Genomic DNA, 21,355 nt, shown 5'->3' on the forward strand with positions numbered 1-21,355 from the left:
CCTACATAAAATATCCACACTGCTCAAGAATCTCAGATGTCAACAATCCCTGACCTTTTCCTGTTTTAGGATCAAATTCATATTTATATTCTGTACGATGAATATCTGTAACTTTTTTGCAATTTTTAAAACCAACAGAAACTCTATCTACATTTTCCGGATATTTATTCCTGTAAATACTTAAATTTAATGTCATATCCTCCAACTTAGATCTTATAAGACTTTTAGTTTCTTTACTCACATTGGATTTTCTCAGAAAATCTGTTCCACATTCAAACAAATCCATTTTTTCTTGATAAATCTCTTCCGGTACAACTGTTACACTATTGATTTTCCTTATTTCAGCATCCTTCAGTTTATAATCTACAGGATGAATCTCCGAAAGTTTGTTCAGACATTTCTCAATTTCTTCATAATAGCCTGTTCCCTTTATTTCGTCTGAATCATAAACCTGATTCATATATATCGTTTTCATGCTTTCTACAAACTCTAAATTTTCATACTGAGCAAGCAATTTAAGCGAACGATCATACATAACCGAATCATAAATGCCATTTTTTCCAACGCCATTTCTATTATCATATATGATAACATTTGCTTCTTCCGGAAAATATCTTCCCTTTCTGTTACAACGCCCCATTCTCTGTAAAAGACTATCTGCTGTACACATCTCCGTATGAAGTACATCAAAATCTATATCCAGACTCGCTTCCACAATCTGCGTTGTTATCCATATGCCAGCTTCTTCTGATTCCGCAAAATCCATAATCTGTTTTTCCAGAAAAGCTCTGTCTCTTCTTATATAACGCGAATGCAACAAATAAACATTTTCTGATTTTTCCTGCATTTCTTTATAAATCTTTTGTGCTCGGGAAACTGTATTACAGATAACCAAAATCTTTTTATTTCTGCCCTGCTCTAATATTTCATCAATATCCATTTCTGATTTTCTAATCCGAATCTTATGTCGCACAACCTGATTTGTTAAGTATTCTTCTCCTGTAAAATCCTTAAAAATATACTGTTTATTTTCTATCAAACCATTTTCTTCCATAAAATGCTTAAGAACTGGCGGAAATGTTGCCGTGATAATTGCAAAACGCCCTCCCATTTCCTGGATTGTCTTTAGTCCATATATAATAATCGCAATAACTGCCGGTTCATATGATTGAATTTCATCCAAAATTAATTTAGAATACTTCAAAGTTGCTGCAAAAATTTCTGTCCCTAATGCTTTATAAACAAATTTAAAAAGCTGATCAACCGTACAAACGGTTAATGGCTGTGCAAGCATTCTTGCACGATCATATTTTTCATTAATGTCTAAATCATTTTCTTTATACTCTTTTAAGTACATTGCCATACTGTCAGAATGTAACAACGCAACATTCGCATAAGAATAATTATTTTTAATACGAGAATAAATCGCATTAGAAGATACCTTCAATGGAAGAGTATAAAATCCTTTTTCTCCATTAAGCCATAACAATGCTGCTTCTGTTTTACCAGAACCTGTAGGTGCTACAACAACCAAATTTTCATTTCTGTGTTCCATCATAAATTTCTGTGCAGGCCGCAATTCTTTATTCTGAAGATAAACTTCTATATTTTTTTCAGTTTTTTCTCTCGCAAATCTGGCGCAATTTCTGCCCTCTCATACCCTGCACTTACTGTGTAATCAAATTTATTAAGCAAGCCCTTGATCAAAAGATACTCTTCCCACATCTTAGGTTCAATTGGAGTTTCACAGGCATAAGAATTATTGCGATACAACAATTTATTCTGGTTACTACAATATAATTTTTTGATATCCTTCTTTAAATATTCACTTATTTGTTCTGCATAGTATTTTGCTGCATATTCCTGGATTTCATCTCCCTCATAAATGTCTTCTCTATCGTGGTGATGATATACCGCTGTGATAAATGGTCTGAAATCTGCTTCTGAAAACAATTCCGATAATTTTTTAAATTCATTTCTTGATATGGTAGCTGCGCTTAAAAATCCATGCGGAATCTGTGTAATCCGTCCTATATCAGAATATTGTTCTTTAACCTGAGCTGAATTTACTAACCCCTGAAAAATCAGATTCGCTTTTCCCCAATCATGCATTCTACAAGCTTCTATAACCAAACATTTTTCTTTTTCTGTAAAATATTCGCCATATTCCTCAAAAAACAACTCTGCACATTTTACAATGTCATTCTGATGTTCCTTTAACGTTTTCTGTCCCTCTTCTTCTGTATCCTGCAAATGAGATATATTATTTCTGATAATTTTAAGATCTGTTTCTGTAAATTCACCTTCAAGATTCATTATAAGATCTTCTAGTTCATTTTTGACTTTATCTATCTCTCCCTGAGTCAAGATCTTTTGTCTGGATTTTGCATAATACTCCATAGCTTTCTCCTTCCGGAGGCAGGATATTTGTCCTGCCTCCTTGTAAACCTATCCATAATCCACCGCATTTCCAAACCAATCTCATTGCTGATAACTTTCTTATTTGTTAATCAGCAAAATATCAGCGCTGCATCTTTCTCAAAATCATCCACATACGCTCCTTCGTCTATTACTACTCCTTCAGAACAATAATAAGCCTTTACTCTTCCATTTTCTTTTTTCCAGCGGCGCAACCCCTGTTTTGTAATTTCATATTCTTTTGTAAGATTATATATTGTTCCGCGTCTGGCCCCCAACTCACTTCCGTAACTCACCGGTATATACATATCTCTCTTTATTACCACTTCATCTTCCTGATGAATATTCACAATATCCACCCGCTCAATATCCAGCAGATCTTCATATCGTCCAAGTGATAAATATCTTGGCGGATATTTCAGTGAATTATATACTTTCTCAAAAGCTTCCTCTTCTGGAATTACATGTATCACCATATCATTGTCACAGACCAGTTCAACATTGGCAATTCCTCTGAAAATTCCATATTTTTCTCCATCTTCAACACAGATCTGATGTCGTCCTTCTTCATATTTCGTACCTGCTGAAAATGAATATCTTGTATAAAGTTCTGATACCGTCCCACTATTTGTTCCTTGTATGCAGAGCTTCATTGGATGAAATTCTGTATAACCACAAGCTGCATGGATCATCCCAAGAACTGTAGAATATGGCGGAAGAGGAAACGTCTCTTTAATAATAAAGCTTCCGGGTTTTCTATAATTTACAAGATTCTGGAAACACTTAATCCTGATTGCCCTCTCCATAATACTGCTCCACTTCCTTTTTCAGATGATTAAATACTGCACCTACTGATTCTGCTTTTAATACATCTTTTAATTTATCTTCATTATCAAAAATACCCGCTGTAACACCTGCATACGTATAATTTCTGATATTATCATCCTCAAGTAATTCCTGCAGTGTACTTACATTAATCTTATTTGCATCTACTTTTACTCTGTTCTCAAAAAATGGATTTTTTCTGCTGTATCTGCCTCCAATTATAAATAATGGACTGAGATTTTCTCTTCTTCCTTTAATATCTCTGTACAAATAATGAACAGAGTCCAGGAGAACTTTCACTCTTTCCGCTTTATCCTCTTCTGCAATATTAATTTCACCATCTACACCTACTCTGTCCAGATCTATAGACATAGTATAAGAATAATAAGAACGATGTATCTCACTCTGAGCAATTCCATTCGGCAGATTTCTTCTCAAAGCAAGCCCCATATTTGTCAAAAATTCAAGATTTCCCTGAAATGGTTCCAGCGCAATAGCATTACTGAGTCTGGCAACTGCACTTCTTGTAGAAGCTCCACCATTCTGGTCTTCTCCTTTGGATGTTGTTTTCATATATCCAAACAGATCAATCTCCGGGTAATCTTCAATTGTTGCAGAGGGAGCAAACTGTACTACTCCACTTTTTCCATCTACAGGCGTAGTATCCCATTTTGCTTGCTGCACCATGTTGTATCTCAGTGCCTGCCTGGAAATATAAGAATACTCTTCATAGTTTCCTCTGGTCATTTTTTTCAGTGATGAAATATTTCCAATTCCTTCCCCATAGTTCGCACTTTCTGCCAGAAAAATTACTGTAAATGTTAAACCTTCTCTTTTCATAATCATGCTTCCTCCTTCTTAGGCTCGTAAGATCCTACTAATCCCATTACAAACGCATATCCATATTCTGTAAATTTCTGTTTGTCATTTAACATCTGAACAAATCCAGTCGGTATCAAAAGTTCATGTCCATCCTCATTTCTCTTGGAACCATATGCACTGTACAAACGCATTACAACATCCATAAATTTATTTACGTTTCTTACAGCTAAAGCATTTAACAACTGATATTCAATACCTCTCAAGCCTTCACTGGAAGTCATACCCTTTGCAGCCATAATTGCTTTTCTCAAATCCGCTCCACTTTTTTTCATAGCTCCACAGCTCATAGAAATCTCCCTTCTTTTATCTCTATCCGAAGAATATGCTACTACAAGTTCCGTCCAAAGTTGCACCTCATATACCCAGAAAATATAAAAATTCTTCGATTCTTCTTTTATATTTTCTTTAAATAGACAATTTAATAACTGATACTGTTCCCGATGTTGTAAAAGATTCATAACCACTGTTTCATGTATATTTACAAAATTATCTCTAACTTTCGTAACCGGAGCTTTGGCTAAAGCAGTTAATGCATCAGATATTCTTGGTTCCCGGATAATTTCTATTATTCTTCTGTGAATAATGCTCAATACATATCTGTCATCTGCACTTACTCCACGTAAGATTACTTGGACATTTGATAATTCCTTCTGTTTCTCTTTCAGTAAAATATTGATTGTCTCTGCAAACCACTGAGAATATTTTTTATTTTCAGTTTTTTCTCCTTCTTCATCTATTCTTCCTTTTTTATGATTTGCATATAACAAAGTACTAATGCTATCATTTATATTTACAAAAACAAATTTGTTTGCATACAACCGGAATCCCAGAGGACTGAGCGCATATATAAAAGCACAACCTGGACAAAGAAAAGCATCTACTTTACAATTCCAAAACGCAGATCGTTTTCTTGTAAAATCATCTCCAACTTCATTCATAAATGCTATTGAAACCTTTTCTTTCGGTCCTATTGGATCACCACAATCAATACAGAGATCTTTTGCCTTCTTATGATCCGCACTCAGATACTTTCGAAATGGTTCGGAAAAATCTTTTTCAAACACCTCTCGCATATCTTTTTTTGCATTAGGACGTAAAAGAAAACATTTTCCATTCCAGAACCGATTTATATAAGTATATATGATACTTTTCATTGCAAAAGTTTCGCTGCATTCCGGCTGATTTATAAAATCCAGAAGTTCTTCTAATCTGTTTTTCAGTTCTTCTGCTGACAGTTTATCACTAAGTTTATTCTTTTTAATTTCTCATAGATTTCCGGATTTTCAATTTTCTTTTGAATATTTGCCAAACCAGCCTGATAGCTGTTTGACTGCAGCTTGTCATTGATAAATTTTAAATCATCTTTTTCCTGTTTTCCCGGATTCCAATTTTCAGCTTCTATTTTTTCAATACATATTTGAATTTTATCCTTAATTCCCTGATACGTGCTGAATAGTCCAAAATACCTGATAAAGGCTTTAAAATACATATCCGTCCAGTCAGCATTCTGTGCAAAATCCATGCTGACCCACAATGCCTGATCATCCTCGGAATGACCAAAATCAATATTTTCTCTCGCCCCTGCTGTTTCAAGCATGTAATGAAATCCCACAATTCCGGCATTCTTCAGGAAATCACCAAGAGTAATCACATATTTTTCCATGATAATTTACCTCCTAATATATGACTTCCCACATCCCTTTTCCAATCGATCTTCTTGTTCCCAATCCTGCCGCACGCAGAAAATTCAATAGTTCTAAATTTCCTGTTATCTTATATATCCCGATACTTCCATCTACTAAGCGACCCCATGTCCTTGTTACCACTTTTTTCCCTTTCAATGGGGTTATTGAAAAATCACTAATATCCATTTCCAAATTCAATTTTTCAAGAAAAATCCTCAGATTTTCCTTCACCATTTCTCCAAATTCCAGATCTTTACATGTGTAATACTTATCACTATTATTTATAGAATCATGCTTACGAACAATAAGTGCACTCCTCATTTTTATAATAAGTTCTGTATCCTGTATTTCTGGAATGTTTCGTATCTTTACTGCCATCAATCGCATAGAGTTCTGATTCATAGAATATGTCTTATATTTCATAAGTATAAATGCATTATAAAATTCAATCAGTTCCCCTATGTCTGCATCTGAAAATGTCATAGTAAATCGCTTCTGGTTAAGTAATATTTTTCCTGTGTAAATCTTGCCCCAGGCAGGCATGTTGCCCAGGTATATTTTTTTAGTATGGACGAATTTTTATTATAAAGCTTTTCAAAAAGTGCCGGAGAATAATTCTCTATTGTTGCTTTCAGAAAGCTCACCAAAACCTTGTCCAGTTCTGCCGGAATTTCCGTTGTCTCCAGCTGAAATTCCAATTTTAATTCATTCATCTTGTTCCTCCCCTCTGTATTTGAATAATTAACGATAGGTTTCTTTTTTCAAAATACTACATATTCTATACAAAGTCAATATAAAAATAATTAATGTTCCAATGGATTTCAATATATAAATAATGTACTAATAGTGAAAAAAATCACATATATATATTTAATTCTACCTATATATCATTTATAATATAAAAAAATACAAGCCATTTTGGAATGTAAACTTGGATCATTAATTATTGATTTATGATTTCCTTTAATAGCCCCATTTTGGATCAAAGAAAAAACCAGCCAACCCGAAACAAAAATTTCAGGCCAACTGGTTTTTCTCATTTCTATATCATATCAACCCCAACACCTTCATCGCATTACTCTCCGTCACAGCCACAACCTCCTCGCAGCTGATTCCCTTAATCTCCGCAATGGTCTTCACAACCTCCGGCAGATACAGGGAGCTGTTTCTTTTTCCACGGTTCGGCACAGGTGCCATGTAGGGGCAGTCGGTTTCAAGCAGGATCTGATTCAGCGGCGCATACTCTGCCACCTCTTTCAGCTTCCGGGAATTCTTAAAAGTAACCACTCCACCGATTCCCAGGTAAAGTCCCATATTCAGATACTCTCTTGCAATTTCCTTACTATAGGAAAAGCAATGGATAACTCCGCCGTACATCCCATCCTGCATATATTCTTTCACAATATTCAGCGTATCCTCTGCTGCGTCACGGCTGTGGATCATAAATGGGAGCTTTTTCTCACGGGCGATGTCCATCTGCTGGCGGAATACCTTCTGCTGGAGAAGATGCTCCTCCTTCTCCTTATGCCAGTAATAATCCAGGCCGATCTCGCCTACGGCTACCGTTTTTTCCATGTCGCAATATCTGCGGATCTCATCCAGCACAGCTGCATCCACCTTATCCGCATCATCCGGATGAACACCCACTGCGCCATAAACAAAAGGATACTTCCCAACCAGATCATAAACCCGGTCAAAATGTCCCACAGAAGCACACACATCCACAATATGCCCGATCCCATTCTCCTGCATGCCATCCAGCATGTCAGAACGATCCTCATCAAAAGCTTCATCATCGTAATGTGCATGGGTATCAAAAATCATAGCTTTATCCACAGTCATCTCGTCACCGACGGAAACTTTTCCACCTTTCAGCACTCTTGTAAACACACCTTCCCGGGGCATGATGCACTCACCCATCTTCTGAAAAATGGCACAGCCATTGTGGCACTCCTTTCCGATCTGAGTCAGCTCCAGCACAACCTCACCACAGCGAAATCTGGTGCCAACCGGAAGCTTTGCGAAATCAATCCCTTCCACAACCAGATTCTCACCAAAAGCACCATCCTCGACCTCTGCGCCCTTCGCACGAAACGCATCGATCTTTTCACCGGAAAGAAGACTCACCTGCCGGTGCCACTTTCCGGCATGAGCATCCCCCTCAAGCCCCCAGTCCTCCACAAAAACTGCAGACCCAACATTCTTCTTCTGTGTTCCTTTCTTCTCACTGATACAAACCGCAAGTACTTTTCCCATAACAGACTCCTATTAATTACACATCGTTACCAAATTTATTCCTATATCACACCAGCAATATTGATTTCCAAAACCTACCACATGTAACTCTCAAGCCTCAGGAATTATGAATCGCTGGAGATGAATTTTAATCATAAAACCTACCACATTCAACAACCAGCCCAACGGAGGCAGGGCCAGTACGGTGACGTTAGCGGAGCGGCCGTCGAGAGGCGAGTATAGCTGCTGCCACCGAGCGCCCTGTTTGAGCCGCAGGCGAGTTGGCGCGAATGGCAGCAAACCAGCGACGCAGCCGAACAGGCCGCGCAGCGTGTCACCGTACTGGCCCTGCCTCCGTTGGGCGTCCGTTCGTTAATACAAGTATACACCGCACACTACCGTCCGCATTCTCCAGCATCGCCAGTCAAAATCTCAATCCCATGCCCCAACGCCTCAATAATAACCTCCAGGCACTCCCTGACAGCCTTAGGACTCCCCGGCAGGTTAACGATCAACGTCCCCTTCCGGATCCCGGCCGTAGCCCGGCTCAGCATCGCCCGCTTCGTGATCGTCAGACTAAACGCCCGCATCGCCTCCGGAATCCCCGGCACACGCCGCTCGATCACATCCTCCGTAGCCTCCGGTGTCACATCCCTCTGAGAAAACCCGGTACCACCCGTAGTCAGGATCAGCTCCGCAAGCCCCAGATCTGCGATCTCAGCCATCCGGCTTCCAAGCATCCCACGGTCATCCGGCAAAACATCCACAGAAACAACCTCATACCCGGCCGCCTCCATAATCTCCTTCACAGCAGGACCACTAAGATCCTCCCGCTCTCCTCTGTACCCCTTATCACTAGAAGTGATCACAGCAACTCTCTTCATCACTCAACCTCCGATCTGAGCCATACAAAGCTTCTCCGTCTTATCATCCTTCTGTTTCTCCAGGCCTACGCCAAAAGCATGCCCGTCCGGTTTCTCCGCCAGAGCCTCCAGGATCACAGCCTTCAGCACCTCATCCGAACCACCACTGCGGATCACCGCCCGAAGATCCCTTCCCGCCGCATACTGCAGACAGGTCTTCAAAAAACCCTGAGAAGTCAGCCGGATCCGGTTACACTCCCCACAGAACTTATGGCTCACCGCGCTGATAAACCCGATCTTTCCGGAAAAACCATCCACATCATAATAATGACACGGTCCATTCCCAAGGGGCTCCCCAACATACGGCGAAAACCGCGGAAGCTTTTCCCCAAGGATCCGAAGCAGTTCCTCCTCCGACACCCCATGAAATTCTTTTCCCATCCCAATGGGCATCATCTCAATAAACCGCACATGCACCCTATGATCCCTGGCCAAAAGCGCCACCCGGCAAAGATCCTGCTCCTGGATCCCAAGAGGCACACAATTGATCTTCAGTGAAATCTCCGGATACTTCATTGCCTCCGAAATCCCTTCCAGCGTCCGCCCCAGTTCATCCCGCCGCGTGATCCTCCTGCTGCAGGCCTCATCCAGCGTATCCAGGCTGATATTCAATCCGTCCAGCCTCGCCCGGGCAAAATCACTCATCTGATCTTTCAGAAGCACACCATTTGTAGTCAGAGTCACCTTCTCGATCCCCGGCATATTTTTCAGTTTTTCCACCAGCTGAGGCATCCGCGGCCGTACAAGCGGTTCCCCGCCGGTCAGCTTGATCTTCCGGATACCCAGCTCTGCCATCACCCGGCAGATCCTCAAAATTTCCTCTTCCTGCAAAATGAGGGAGCGCTCCACATGCTGCACTCCCTCCTCCGGCATACAATAAATACACCGCAAATTACATCTGTCAGTTACGGAAATCCTGAGATAATCAATATTTCTTCCGCACCTGTCTATCATTATTTTTCCTCAAAACGAAAATCTCCGCTTTTGCCTCCTGTTTTTCTTCCAGATGGATATCAGACATGACCATGTGCTTGTCAATTGCCTTGCACATGTCATAAATGGTAAGAAGCGTCACCTGAACACCTGTCAGCGCCTCCATCTCCACGCCTGTTTTTCCCTCTGTTTTTACCGTGCAGAATACACGGATCACTCCCGCATCCTCATCCGTCTCAAAATCCACAGAACACTTCTGGATGGGAAGTGGATGACACATGGGGATCAGCTCAGAAGTACGCTTCACACCCATGATACCTGCCACACGGGCCACACCAAGTACATCACCCTTTTTCACATTTCCGCTTTTTACCGCGGCCATGATCTCCGGGCTTACCTGAATGGAACCCGTGGCTGTTGCCGTACGGTGAGTGACCGGTTTGTCGGACACATCCACCATAACAGCATTGCCGTTTTTATCAAAATGATTCAATTCCATATCTGTCTATACTTAGCAGATCTCAGCGCCTGCAGGCATCTCTTTCTCCGGTACCATCAGGGAAAGATTTCCGTCTGCATCCTCTGCACAGAGGATCATACCCTCGCTGAGGATTCCGGCAAGCTTAGCAGGCTTCAGGTTTGTAACGACCATAACCTTTTTGCCCACCATTTCCTCTGCGGAATAATGAGCCTTGATTCCGGATACGATCTGACGAACCTGACTTCCGATCTTAACCTGAGAGCAGAGAAGTTTTCTGGATTTCTTAACCTCCTCACAGGCGATGATCTCACCAACCTGGAACTGCAGCTTCTCAAAATCATCGAAAGTGATCTCCGGCTTTGCCTCGATATCGATCACATTCTCTGTTTTCTCCTCTTCTACCTCTTCCTTCGGCTCTTCTTTCGGCTCTTCTTTCTTCGGATGAAGCTTCTCAACCTTCTCAAGAACCTCTTTCAGGTCAAGTCTCGCAAAAAGGATCTCCGGTTTGTCGGTTACGCGGTTTCCTGAAGGATAAAGACCAAACTGCTCCATCTCCTCAAGAGTTCTCTCGTTTGCGTTGAGCTGTACAAGAATACGCTCTGTTGTACGCGGCATAAAGGATTTCAGAAGAGATGCGCCGATGCAGATTCCCTCAACCAGGTTGTAGAGAACGGTTGCAAGACGATCCTGCTTTGTCTCATCCTTTGCAAGTGCCCATGGCATTGTCTCGTCGATATATTTGTTGCAGCGTTTAAACAGAGAGAATACCTCTGTGATAGCATCTGCCACACGAAGCTTGTCCATTTTTGCGGAAACGTTCTTCGGAACCTGAAGGATGAAGCTCTTAAGATCCTCATCAACCGGCTCAATAACATTCTTATTCTCAACGACTCCGTTAAAATATTTGTTGGACATGGAAATTGTACGGTTTACAAGATTTCCAAGTGTGTTTGCAAGGTCGGAATTCAGTCTCTCAACCATCAGCTCCCATGTGATCACACCGTCATTCTCAAATGGCATTTCGTGGAGTACAAAATAACGGACAGCATCTACACCGAAGAACTCAACCAGCTCATCTGCATAGATTACATTTCCTTTGGATTTACTCATTTTTCCATCGCCCTGAAGCAGCCATGGATGTCCGAATACCTGTTTCGGAAGCGGAAGATCCAGAGACATCAGGAAGATCGGCCAGTAAATGGTATGGAAACGGATGATATCTTTTCCGATCAGGTGAAGATCTGCCGGCCAGTATTTGTTGAATTTATCGCTGCTGTTTCCGTCGCAGTCATAGCCGATACCTGTGATATAGTTTGTCAGGGCATCCAGCCATACATATACAACGTGCTTCGGATCGAAATCTACCGGGATTCCCCATTTAAAGGATGTTCTGGATACACAGAGATCCTGAAGTCCCGGAAGAAGGAAGTTGTTCATCATCTCGTTTTTACGGGACTCCGGCTGGATGAAATCCGGATGTGTGTTGATGTAGTCAATAAGCTTATCTGCATATTTACTCATTTTGAAGAAATATGCCTCTTCCTTGGCAGGTACGCATGGACGTCCGCAATCCGGACATTTGCCGTCTACAAGCTGGGACTCTGTGAAGAAGGACTCACATGGTGTACAGTACATTCCTTCATAATGACCCTTGTAGATATCTCCCTTTGCATACATTTTTTTGAAGATTTTTTTGACCTGCTCTTCATGGTCTTTATCTGTTGTACGGATGAATTTATCATAGGATGTGTTCATCAGATCCCAGATGCGTTTGATCTCACCGGAAACGTTATCTACGAATTCCTTTGGTGTAACACCAGCCTCCTCAGCCTTCAGCTCGATCTTCTGGCCATGCTCATCAGTACCTGTCTGAAAATATACGTCATAACCCTGCTGTCTTTTAAAACGTGCGATCGCATCCGCAAGAACGACCTCATAGGTATTTCCGATATGCGGTTTACCGGATGTGTACGCAATGGCAGTGCTGATATAATATCTCTGCTTTTCCATCTTTTCTTTCCTCCATAAATATAAAAATAAATTGTGTACTTACTCATAACGGACTGAAAATATATTCCGTCAAAACAGGAAATTTCCTGTCCGGGGACATTGGAAGATTACCAAGTAATTCTCAGCGACATAAAAAACGTCTTCTCATACCATAATGATATGAGAAGACGAGTTATTACCCGTGTTACCACTTCTTTTCGTTCCTGCCTCGCGGCAAAAACCTCATCAGGTACAGCAAGCTCTATACCCTTCCGCTATAACAGGCGGTCCTGTCACTGCCTACCGCTGTCCGTTAAATCGGGCATTCGTACTTCGCTTATCGCGTTTAAACCGGTTCAGCAATGCCTCTCCGAAGCCATCTTCCATCTGCGCCTGCACATCCCTCTCAGTCTCGGAACTCCTGCATAAAGTGAACCTTTACCATTCACTCTGCCGCAGATCTATGACATCAACTGCGTCACAGCTTGCATCTAAAAAGTCCTCCGGGGATTTCCCTGTAGTACGGTGTACACATGTACTCTCTTCTTCCATGAGTTTTCCATATGGGAAAATCGTAACACATTTCCGATGGTTTGTAAACGGGGAATTTCGATACTGTATTACATTCTCCTCTGCCTGTACATCCACCGCCACGCCATCCGGAACGCAATGGTTGTCAGCGTCATTCCTGCTGCCATGCTCACCGCAAAAAGGATCGTATAGATTCCGTCTTTCTGGAATTTTGCCCAGTCCTTCATCAACATCCAGTTCATTGTCCGGTAAAGTGCTGCTCCCGGAATCAACGGAATTGTCGCAGAAACCAGAAATACAGTTACCGGCGTTTTATGAATTCTTGCCATACATTCTGCATACAAAGTAATAGCTACTGTTGACCAGAAACCGCACACATACGGACTTGGCGTTATGAACTCTACTGCCAGATATACAGCCCAGGACAGACATCCACCCAATGCCGCAAACCAGAGTTTTTTTCCATGGATATTAAATAATGCCGCAAAGCCGAGGGATCCTGTGAAGGATACGACCAGCTGTATGATTTCCCGCATGTTTTCCTCCTGAATAAAATCATAACTACTCTCAAATACTCCCATCATCTGCTGCATTTCGCTACTCCGCAATTGATGCAGTATCTAAACTCCTCATTCACTGCTTATTGCTTTTCGCAACCTTCAAGAGAACTTCCCTGATTCGGTTAAAACAACAGATTCGCCACCGTAAAACCAAGGCCCACGACCAGTGCCAGCAAAAGCGCCTCCATACATCGGATCAAACCTGTAATGGTATCTCCTGAAAACATATCGCGCAATGAATTGGTAAATGCAATTCCCGGTATCAGAAGCATGATATTTCCGATACTGATCAGATCCGCATGATGTCCAAGCCCGATTAGAACTGTAAGATTAGAAAGTACTCCACCGGCTCCGCAGCAAAGAAGCACTGTCAGTAGCGAGTTTAATGCACCTTTTTTTACAAAAGCCTCAAACAGCTTCAGGGCGATACCAATCAGCGCAGAAGCAATCATATCGTTGACATCTCCTCCGAAAAACACGGAAAAAGAACCTGAAATTACAGCATAGATCAAAATCTGCGTTTTAAAAGAATATCCTTGTTTATCCCGGATCTTTTCCAGCCCCTTCTGGATCTCCTCCGGCTTCGGCCGATACTCACAGATGTATCTGGAAAGCTGGTTCAGGTCATCCAGCCGTCCCAGATCATTGGACATTCCCGGCACACGCCGCGTCTGGGTGCAAATACCGAAATCCTCTCCATAAATAGTCGTCACAATACTGGATGTGATAGAAAAACATCTGCCCGGGTGGCTCCATATGCCAGGCAGATCCGCCGTATGGTATCTTCCACACGTCCAACCTCTGCTCCGCAGCAAAGAAGCTGTTCACCAATTGTCATCGCATAATATAAATACTGTTCCGCTTCCTCCCGCGTCATCCGGCATCCCTCACTTTCCTGCTTTATTTCATTTTTATCTATTTTAGGACACGTAAATATTAAAATCAACAAGGATTTTTTGTCTTAATATTCATTTCTTCTATATTTTCTCAAAGTAATAAGCAGATATTTTCGCTCAAAATAAAACACCACCCGGACAAAAAAGATATCTATCCCTTCTGTCCGGATGGTGTTTGTGTTTGAAAATCCAATGCTCTGCTCAGTTTTTATTTATTTGAAATCTAATAGATCTTATGCAAGTTTTCCGCCAAGTTCACGGCAAGCTGCAAGTCCTTCATCATCAGGTGTGTTGTTTACAATGAGTCCTTCATCATCAACAAGCTCTGCGCCTGCGTCTTTTGCTCTGCCGCACCATGTTCTCATCCACTCTCCGTCGCCCCAGTCATAGGAACCGAAAAGCGCAACTTTCTTACCGGAAAGTTTGCCTTCCAGATCAGAGAAGAATGGCTCGAACTCACCCTCCTCAAGCTCCTCATCCCCCATAGCCGGACAACCAAGTGCCAAAACATCATAAGAGAGAGCTTTATCTACATCTGCATCTGCAACTTCCATGATCTCAACATCCGCACCAGCTGCTTTTGCACCTTCCTCAACAGCCTGTGCCATTGCCTCTGTGTTGCCTGTGGAAGACCAGTAAATAATTCCTACCTTGCTCATCTTAAAAACCTCCTGTTTTTAAACTTTATATTATACGCACATCTGAGATGTACAGAGATGCTTCATACCAACAACCTGCAAAATCGAATACCCCGCACGGATCTGCGCCGCAGTAAACTCCCGGCACTTATCATAGCTGTCAAAAATCCTGCGAGCCTGCTCCACATCATCATAAACCTTCCAGTAACCACACATCTTGCAGCCACTGCCTCCGAACTTCCGGAAGCCCTTCACATCTTCAATGGGATAACCCAGGAAAAGTCCGATCTCATGAGGAAACTCCGTCTTATGAAAAAATCTCTCCTTCAAACGGGCGATCATCTCATCCAAAGAACTATCTATATTATACCCATCCTGAAGCAAAAGTTTCTTGGCTTCATCCTGCTTAAGATATTCCTGCAGCATATCCGGCCGGTACACCAGAAGAAGATAATGCTTCCTGCATCCACAAATGATCTCCATACGGATACCTTCCCGTTCAAGACTCTCCTCATAATCCGAAATGATCTCCGGCAGCTCCGGCATTTTTTCCTTGGAAAAGGAAACAAGATTCGCCGGTTTCATTCCCATTAATACAGGGGAACAATGATAACCCATGACAGATTCAAATTTTTCACAAGTCATTTGCATTCTCCTTTACATATTAGTTAGATTTCTCTAACTGTTGTAAATATACTACTAAAGTTAGTCTCTGTCAACTTATTTTTATAAATTTTCACCGAGAATTTTTACTGATAAAATCCTATCATTAAGGGCACAATATTCCTTATAACAAACACTCTGTCAGACATCCGACTGCCAGTTCTCACCATTTAACTGAATCAAGTAAGTCCTCTGCAGGGTTGCAAATATCTCCTACACCTGCAGCGTAAAAATACTCATTTACATCCAACTCATAAAATGAAAATATTTCAGGATAATCATATCCAAACCTCTTGACAAACCTCCCTCTGTCATGTATTATAATATCAGTAATAATTACTATTACTGATAGGAGGAAACATTATGGCAGCACTTAAATACAGCCGTCAGCGAGAGTCCATTAAGGAATTTCTGAGATCCAGAACAGATCATCCAACGGCAGATACAGTATACGAGAATCTTCGACAGATCTACCCGAATATCAGTCTCGGAACTGTCTACCGTAATCTTTCTCTTCTCAGTGACATCGGTGAGATCCGGAAGCTGACCAATTTCGGAAGCGCGGATCGCTACGATGGAAGGGTCGCACCACACTCACATTTCATGTGTACCAGATGCAACCGGGTGATCGATATGCAGTCAGACAGCCTTAACGGAATTCTTGAACAGGCAGCTGCAGAATTTATCCACGGAAAAGTCTTTGACGTAGATGCAAGCTTCTATGGGATCTGCAAGGAATGCCTGAAAAAAGAAGAAAAACAAGCTTGACAAAACAAAGATCACATGATATTATAAAATAGTAATAATTACTATTATTAATTTAAAAGAAACAAAAACAAACAATATATTTCAAAAAAGAAAAGGAGATCATTACTATGGCTAAATGGGTATGTACAGTATGTGGATATGTTTATGAAGGCGAGCAGGCACCGGAAGCCTGTCCAGTATGTAAAGCACCAGCTTCTAAATTCCAGAAACAGGAAGGCGAGCTCTCATGGGCAGCTGAGCACGTTGTAGGTGTAGCTAAAGGCGTTAGCGAGGACATCCTTGCAGACCTGAGAGCGAACTTCGAGGGCGAGTGCTCTGAGGTTGGTATGTATCTTGCAATGGCTAGAGTTGCTCACAGAGAAGGATATCCGGAAGTTGGTATGTACTATGAGAAAGCAGCTTACGAGGAAGCAGAGCATGCAGCTAAATTCGCAGAGCTCCTTGGTGAGGTTGTAACAGACAGCACAGAGAAGAACCTTCAGATGCGTGTAGAGGCTGAAAACGGCGCTACAGCAGGTAAATTCGACCTTGCAAAACGTGCGAAAGCAGCTGACCTTGACGCAATCCATGACACAGTACATGAGATGGCTAAGGACGAGGCAAGACACGGAAAAGCATTCGCTGGTCTGCTTAAGAGATATTTCGGTAAATAAGAAATCCGCATAAAATAAGGATTTTTTAAGGGGGAATCACAGAAGTGATTCCCCCTTTTTTCGTACAATTTTTATTTAACTGTAACTTTACAGGTTGTCCTCTTTGAGCCGCTTCGGATTGTGATCGTTGCGTTTCCTTTTTTCAGACCTTTGATCACACCACCGGATGTTACTGTCACAATTTTTTTGTTGGATGATGTGTATGTAACTTTTTCCTGGCTGGTTACAGGAGTGACTTTAACTGAAGATGCCAGTTTACGGTAAGTAGTTCCTTTTTGAGTGTCACAGATTTAGTGCTTACAGTAATTTTCGAAGTTTTTACTACTCCTCTCTGTACGGTAACTTTAAAAGATGCTGACTTTTTGCTTGCAAGAATAACCTTAACTGTAGTACTTCCTGCCTTTTTACCTGCTGTCAGTCTGAAAGCTCCCTTCTTTGTCACAGAAGATACTTTTACGATTCCTGTATTTCCGGATGTCACTCTTGTAACATAATCACCTTTCGCCAGTCCGGCTGCTTTAAATGCAGTGGTAGACTGACCTGCTTTCATTTTCAGGGAAGATGCAGTCAGGGAAATCGTCGGTTTCAGTTTGGCAACTGTAATTTGTTTTCTGAGCACTTTGCCACATACTTTACAATGACTTCCTTCCTTCTTTCCTGCTTTAAATACTGTCGCTGCAACTGCTGCATCTTTTACAGCGGTATGTTTTGCCGGAAGTGTTACGGTTCTTACACCATCACAGGAAGTACATTTATCGGTTCTGCTTCCTTTTGACGTACAGGTTGCCTGAACAGTTTTTACTGCTTTCCAGCTGTGACTGTGTTTTGAACTGTTTTCTCCAATCTCAAAATGTTTTCTTACAAGCCGCTCCCACTCCCCGTTTTTGTTTTTTCGCATGGCAGACAGTGCAAGCCTTGTATTATCATCGGACTTTCTCGTCATGATCGGAAGCTCCTGGCCGGAAACTTTCTGCATGTTCCATGCTTCATCATCGTAATCATATTGCAGTTTACCGGATTCTGTATCCTTCCAGCTCATCACTACGATTTTTATATCATTTCCTGTAATCTCAACGGGATCACCTTTTCCGTTTATATACTGAACCAGTTTTACTTTTAAATTGGCGAGATTAATGGATTCTCCAACAGCCGGATTAAGCAGCTTTCCATTCTTATCTGTCAGATTCTCCGGTAACAGCATAAATTCGCTGACTTCAAACCATATATCTTTTCTGAAGGCTTCTTTATATTCACCGGTTTTATCCAGAAGTTTTACTGCTACATAACAGCAGCCAACACCGGTTTTATCGTTGGATTTAATTATAAGCTTCTTTCCATCCGGAGAAACTGTAGCTTCTGCCAGTTTTGACTGTTCTATGATTTCCAGCTTATAATCTTTTACCGGATGCTGGCCACTGGTTTTATCCAGTATGTCTGTCACAATGGTCGTTTCATTGTTCGGCAGCATGGCTTCATTTCCTGCTGTGCCTTCCAAATCGTATGTCAGATTATAAAAGCTTTTTTCCTCACTATCATCACTGTCATGACCACTGTCACCGAAGTTTCCACTGTCATCGCCATTATAACCGGGCAAAGTATCCAGCTCATACATCCGTCTTGCAATCTGGTGCCAGTTTCCATCTGCACTTTTTTCCATTGCAGTAAGCCCAAAATATGTACCATATCCTGATGTTCTCTCAAGGATTGGGAGCTCCTGGCCTGGAACATCGATCCATTTCCAGCCGTCTGTATCATAATCATGGTACACTGTGCCTGTACTTTCATCTGTCCATGAAGATATTACGATTTTATAATTATCTCCTGTTACCGGAATCGGATCTCCTTTTCCATCTTTGTAACGGACAAGCTGCGGCTTCATGTTATTTACAATGTCTACCTGCTGGCCTACTTCAGGAATAATTACATTTCCATTTGCATCTGTGATTTTTTCCGGCAGGATCACATACTCACTGACGCTGAACCACATATCTTTTCTGAAGGCTTCTCTGTATCCGCCTTTTCCATCCGGTATCTGTACAGATATGTAACAGCAGCCCTGACCGGTTTTATTGCCAGATTTAATAACAAGTTTTTTCCATCTGCAGAAACTGAAATATCTGCCAGCTTTGACTGTTCCAGAATTTCCAGTTTATAATCATCTACTCTCTGATAATCCTTTGTTTTGTCCTCCAGATAAGTGGTAGCTGTCATCTGACTGTTCGGCAGCATGGCTCCATTTCCTGTCGTATCCTGATAATCATATACCAGTCTGTAGGAGCTTTTCTCTTCGCTGTCATCATTATGACCATTGTCATAATCGTTGCTGATCAAAGAAGTAAGTTCATAATGATGTCGGGTAATATAATGCCAGTCTCCATTTTCTGATCTCTCCATAGCTAAAAGTGCAAACCATGTAGAATTCTCTGTTGTTCTCTCCAGGATTGGAAGATCCTGTCCCGGAACCTCTATCCATTTCAGGCCATCTGCATCATAATCACGAAATTCTTCACCTCCAGGACCTGTCTGTGACATGACGATCTTGTAATTGTCCCCTGTTAACGGAATTGGGTCTCCTTTTCCATCTTTGTAACGGACAAGCTGTGGTTTCATGTCTTTTGCTATATCCAGCTGCTGACCTACTTCAAGGTTGATTTCATTACCACTTGTATCTGTGATTTTTTCCGGTAGGATCACATACTCACTGATGTTAACCCAAAATTCCCTTTTTGCCACTTCAGTTCCATTTATGGATGCCGTTGCGGAAATTCTGGCGTCTCCGGTTTTATTGTAAACATCCAGCACAATATCCTGGCCGTCTAATGATACGTCTGCCATTTTGACACCATTTCCACCCGTTACCGGAGCAACTTTCAGTTCATATGCAGAAACATCACTACATCCAATTGTATCAACCAGACGGGATTTAATTCTGACACGGCTGTTCGGCAGTAAATCCTGGCCTCCACTGGCACCTTCAAATATCAGATTAAGCTGATATTGTTCATTTGCTGCGGCAGACTCTCCAGCTTCTGAACCGTCACTGAAGGCCTCCTGGTTTTCGGTGTTATCCCCGGATAGCTCCGTAGTTTCTGATGTGTTTTCTTCTTCTGCAATTTCTTCTTCCGCATTCTCTGCATCATCCTGAAGACTTAATTCCTCCTCGTCTTCCAGATCAGGCACTGAAGCTACTTCCCCTGTTGTTTCCGAGCCACCGTTCTCCTGAACTATTTCTTCTGATTCTTCTGTCTCTGCAGTTTCCTGTCCGGTATCTGCTGTCAGTTCCTCAGCTGCTACCGGTATGACCGCGCCCATACTCTGTGAAAACGTAAGTGTTGCGACCAAAAGCATTGCAATCCTCTTTTTCTTCATATGATTCTCCCATTTTCGTTTTTTCTGCCATAATTATACTATATTCACTGAAGCACTGGCTATCATATTCTTCCTTCTACTGGTTTAAAAAAATATACTCCTAAAAAATCACCCAGTGTGCTAATATAAAGCAAATAAAAACATTCCAAAAAGCCTTGAAATACCAGCACTCAGAGATGTTCTGAAATCACCAAAAAAGGAACCGGTCTCCCGGTTCCTTTTTTCGTCATCTCTACATACTATATCCATCCAGATATACCGATGATACATAATTTTTGCTGGTATTCTTATACAATATCTGCAGATAATGTTCTCCATCCAAAATGACTGTGCTTCCATTTTTGATCTTTCTCTGTCTTCCGGTTCCGTGTTCACTGTAATATATTGCAACTATCTTGTAGCCCTTCTTTGCAGTGATACATACTTTTGCCTTTCTGGGATAACCTTTTGCAACCGGGACCATGGTCTTTTTATCAAAGGATTTTTTATAATCTTTTCTTCCGAATTTGCACACATTTAACGGATTTGAATAATTATGTACCGTAACTTTAGATTTGAAAGAATATGTTTTTCCATTCTTTCTTTTTACTTTGAAGGATATGATAGAAGTTCCTGTTTTTTTGCCTTCAGCGTAAGGGTATAATCACCCAGAAACGGCATTTTTTTACTGATACCACACTGGTATTACTGGATTTCAGCCCCAGAACTTTGTCAGAGCTGACAGAGTTTATGATTACATATCCGATTTCCTCACCCTTCATAAGAGCGATCGACTTATGAAATTTGAGTGTACCCGCCGCCTGCGCTGTGACCGGTGCTACTGCAAGATCTGTCACGATAAATGTAAGTGCCAGAAATAACACCAATAATCTCTTTACTGCTTTTTTCATTACTTTTCCCCCTTTT

At 41.5% G+C, this 21,355-nt stretch carries 23 protein-coding genes and 1 pseudogene; 2 read left to right on the forward strand and 22 right to left on the reverse strand.

From position 1 onward, the window contains the following. Position 1: 1 nt before the first annotated feature. The 17 genes and pseudogenes from cas3 to CK1_RS11455 all read right to left on the reverse strand — a co-directional run bounded on the left by cas3 (position 2) and on the right by CK1_RS11455 (position 15,641). On the reverse strand, positions 2-1,558 hold the full coding sequence (cas3, locus tag CK1_RS11365) for a CRISPR-associated helicase Cas3' (protein WP_306288884.1): 1,557 nt from the start codon (positions 1,556-1,558) through the stop codon (positions 2-4). 44 nt (positions 1,559-1,602) lie between these two features. Next, positions 1,603-2,400: a CRISPR-associated endonuclease Cas3'' gene (locus tag CK1_RS11370; RefSeq protein ID WP_015526372.1), complete on the reverse strand. Its 798-nt coding sequence runs from the start codon at positions 2,398-2,400 to the stop codon at positions 1,603-1,605. A 110-nt stretch (positions 2,401-2,510) separates the two neighbouring features. After that, the gene (gene cas5 / locus CK1_RS11375) at positions 2,511-3,224 is read right to left on the reverse strand and encodes a CRISPR-associated protein Cas5 (protein WP_015526373.1); all 714 of its coding nucleotides are present in this window, start codon (positions 3,222-3,224) and stop codon (positions 2,511-2,513) included. Continuing rightward, positions 3,202-4,083, reverse strand: coding sequence for a type I-B CRISPR-associated protein Cas7/Cst2/DevR (gene cas7i / locus CK1_RS11380; RefSeq protein WP_306288885.1), 882 nt, complete (start codon positions 4,081-4,083; stop codon positions 3,202-3,204). Before cas7i ends, cas5 begins: the two co-directional genes overlap by 23 nt. A gap of 2 nt (positions 4,084-4,085) precedes the next feature. Then, positions 4,086-5,189 carry a type I-B CRISPR-associated protein Cas8b1/Cst1 gene (cas8a1, locus tag CK1_RS11385; protein WP_306288886.1) on the reverse strand — a complete coding sequence of 368 codons (1,104 nt, stop codon included), beginning with the start codon at positions 5,187-5,189 and terminating at the stop codon, positions 4,086-4,088. Positions 5,190-5,341: 152 nt separating this feature from the next. Then, positions 5,342-5,788 carry a hypothetical protein gene (locus tag CK1_RS11390; protein ID WP_015526376.1) on the reverse strand — a complete coding sequence of 149 codons (447 nt, stop codon included), beginning with the start codon at positions 5,786-5,788 and terminating at the stop codon, positions 5,342-5,344. Between the two features lie 13 nt (positions 5,789-5,801). Next, the gene (gene cas6 / locus CK1_RS11395) at positions 5,802-6,293 is read right to left on the reverse strand and encodes a CRISPR-associated endoribonuclease Cas6 (RefSeq protein WP_015526377.1); all 492 of its coding nucleotides are present in this window, start codon (positions 6,291-6,293) and stop codon (positions 5,802-5,804) included. Continuing rightward, positions 6,290-6,523: a hypothetical protein gene (locus CK1_RS11400; RefSeq protein ID WP_015526378.1), complete on the reverse strand. Its 234-nt coding sequence runs from the start codon at positions 6,521-6,523 to the stop codon at positions 6,290-6,292. The genes cas6 and CK1_RS11400 overlap by 4 nt, the downstream gene beginning before the upstream one ends. Before the next feature lie 334 nt (positions 6,524-6,857). After that, positions 6,858-8,066 carry a TatD family hydrolase gene (locus CK1_RS18350; RefSeq protein WP_015526379.1) on the reverse strand — a complete coding sequence of 403 codons (1,209 nt, stop codon included), beginning with the start codon at positions 8,064-8,066 and terminating at the stop codon, positions 6,858-6,860. 374 nt (positions 8,067-8,440) lie between these two features. Further along, on the reverse strand, positions 8,441-8,929 hold the full coding sequence (locus tag CK1_RS11415) for a MogA/MoaB family molybdenum cofactor biosynthesis protein (protein ID WP_015526380.1): 489 nt from the start codon (positions 8,927-8,929) through the stop codon (positions 8,441-8,443). A 3-nt stretch (positions 8,930-8,932) separates the two neighbouring features. Beyond that, a complete protein-coding gene (gene moaA / locus CK1_RS11420; protein ID WP_306288887.1) occupies positions 8,933-9,922 on the reverse strand; it encodes a GTP 3',8-cyclase MoaA in 990 nt (329 codons plus the stop codon). Further along, the gene (moaC, locus tag CK1_RS11425; protein ID WP_015526382.1) at positions 9,894-10,400 is read right to left on the reverse strand and encodes a cyclic pyranopterin monophosphate synthase MoaC; all 507 of its coding nucleotides are present in this window, start codon (positions 10,398-10,400) and stop codon (positions 9,894-9,896) included. The genes moaA and moaC overlap by 29 nt, the downstream gene beginning before the upstream one ends. 12 nt (positions 10,401-10,412) lie before the next feature. Beyond that, positions 10,413-12,392: a methionine--tRNA ligase gene (metG, locus tag CK1_RS11430; RefSeq protein WP_015526383.1), complete on the reverse strand. Its 1,980-nt coding sequence runs from the start codon at positions 12,390-12,392 to the stop codon at positions 10,413-10,415. A 599-nt stretch (positions 12,393-12,991) separates the two neighbouring features. Beyond that, positions 12,992-13,495, reverse strand: coding sequence for a threonine/serine exporter family protein (locus tag CK1_RS11435; protein WP_015526384.1), 504 nt, complete (start codon positions 13,493-13,495; stop codon positions 12,992-12,994). 89 nt (positions 13,496-13,584) lie between these two features. Next, positions 13,585-14,339: pseudogene (locus CK1_RS11440) on the reverse strand (threonine/serine exporter family protein). A 252-nt stretch (positions 14,340-14,591) separates the two neighbouring features. Further along, complete coding sequence (locus tag CK1_RS11450) at positions 14,592-15,017, reverse strand: flavodoxin (protein WP_015526387.1); 426 nt, start codon at positions 15,015-15,017, stop codon at positions 14,592-14,594. A 30-nt stretch (positions 15,018-15,047) separates the two neighbouring features. Further along, positions 15,048-15,641: a DUF3793 family protein gene (locus tag CK1_RS11455; protein ID WP_015526388.1), complete on the reverse strand. Its 594-nt coding sequence runs from the start codon at positions 15,639-15,641 to the stop codon at positions 15,048-15,050. A gap of 381 nt (positions 15,642-16,022) precedes the next feature. Here CK1_RS11455 and CK1_RS11460 point away from each other — a divergent pair, with 381 nt between their 5' ends. Next, entirely contained in the window at positions 16,023-16,427 is a 405-nt protein-coding gene (locus CK1_RS11460) for a Fur family transcriptional regulator (protein WP_015526389.1), read from the forward strand. Positions 16,428-16,534: 107 nt separating this feature from the next. Then, a complete protein-coding gene (locus CK1_RS11465; protein ID WP_015526390.1) occupies positions 16,535-17,080 on the forward strand; it encodes an NADH peroxidase in 546 nt (181 codons plus the stop codon). Positions 17,081-17,151: 71 nt separating this feature from the next. Here CK1_RS11465 and CK1_RS11470 read toward each other — a convergent pair whose 3' ends face one another. The 5 genes from CK1_RS11470 to CK1_RS11490 form a co-directional block, all read right to left on the reverse strand. Further along, positions 17,152-17,370, reverse strand: a complete 219-nt coding sequence (locus CK1_RS11470) for an Ig-like domain-containing protein (protein WP_353611244.1) — start codon at positions 17,368-17,370, stop codon at positions 17,152-17,154. After that, positions 17,304-19,067, reverse strand: coding sequence for a hypothetical protein (locus CK1_RS11475; protein ID WP_015526391.1), 1,764 nt, complete (start codon positions 19,065-19,067; stop codon positions 17,304-17,306). Before CK1_RS11475 ends, CK1_RS11470 begins: the two co-directional genes overlap by 67 nt. Continuing rightward, a complete protein-coding gene (locus CK1_RS11480; protein WP_015526392.1) occupies positions 19,040-20,449 on the reverse strand; it encodes a hypothetical protein in 1,410 nt (469 codons plus the stop codon). Before CK1_RS11480 ends, CK1_RS11475 begins: the two co-directional genes overlap by 28 nt. A 232-nt stretch (positions 20,450-20,681) precedes the next feature. Beyond that, the gene (locus tag CK1_RS11485) at positions 20,682-20,963 is read right to left on the reverse strand and encodes a hypothetical protein (RefSeq protein ID WP_306288889.1); all 282 of its coding nucleotides are present in this window, start codon (positions 20,961-20,963) and stop codon (positions 20,682-20,684) included. Positions 20,964-21,075: 112 nt separating this feature from the next. Next, positions 21,076-21,339 (reverse strand): hypothetical protein, encoded by a 264-nt coding sequence (locus CK1_RS11490; protein WP_015526393.1) that lies wholly within the window; start codon positions 21,337-21,339, stop codon positions 21,076-21,078. Positions 21,340-21,355: the final 16 nt, after the last annotated feature.

Origin of the sequence: Ruminococcus sp. SR1/5, from assembly GCF_000209835.1 — a bacterium.
GTDB lineage: Bacteria > Bacillota > Clostridia > Lachnospirales > Lachnospiraceae > Blautia_A > Blautia_A fusiformis.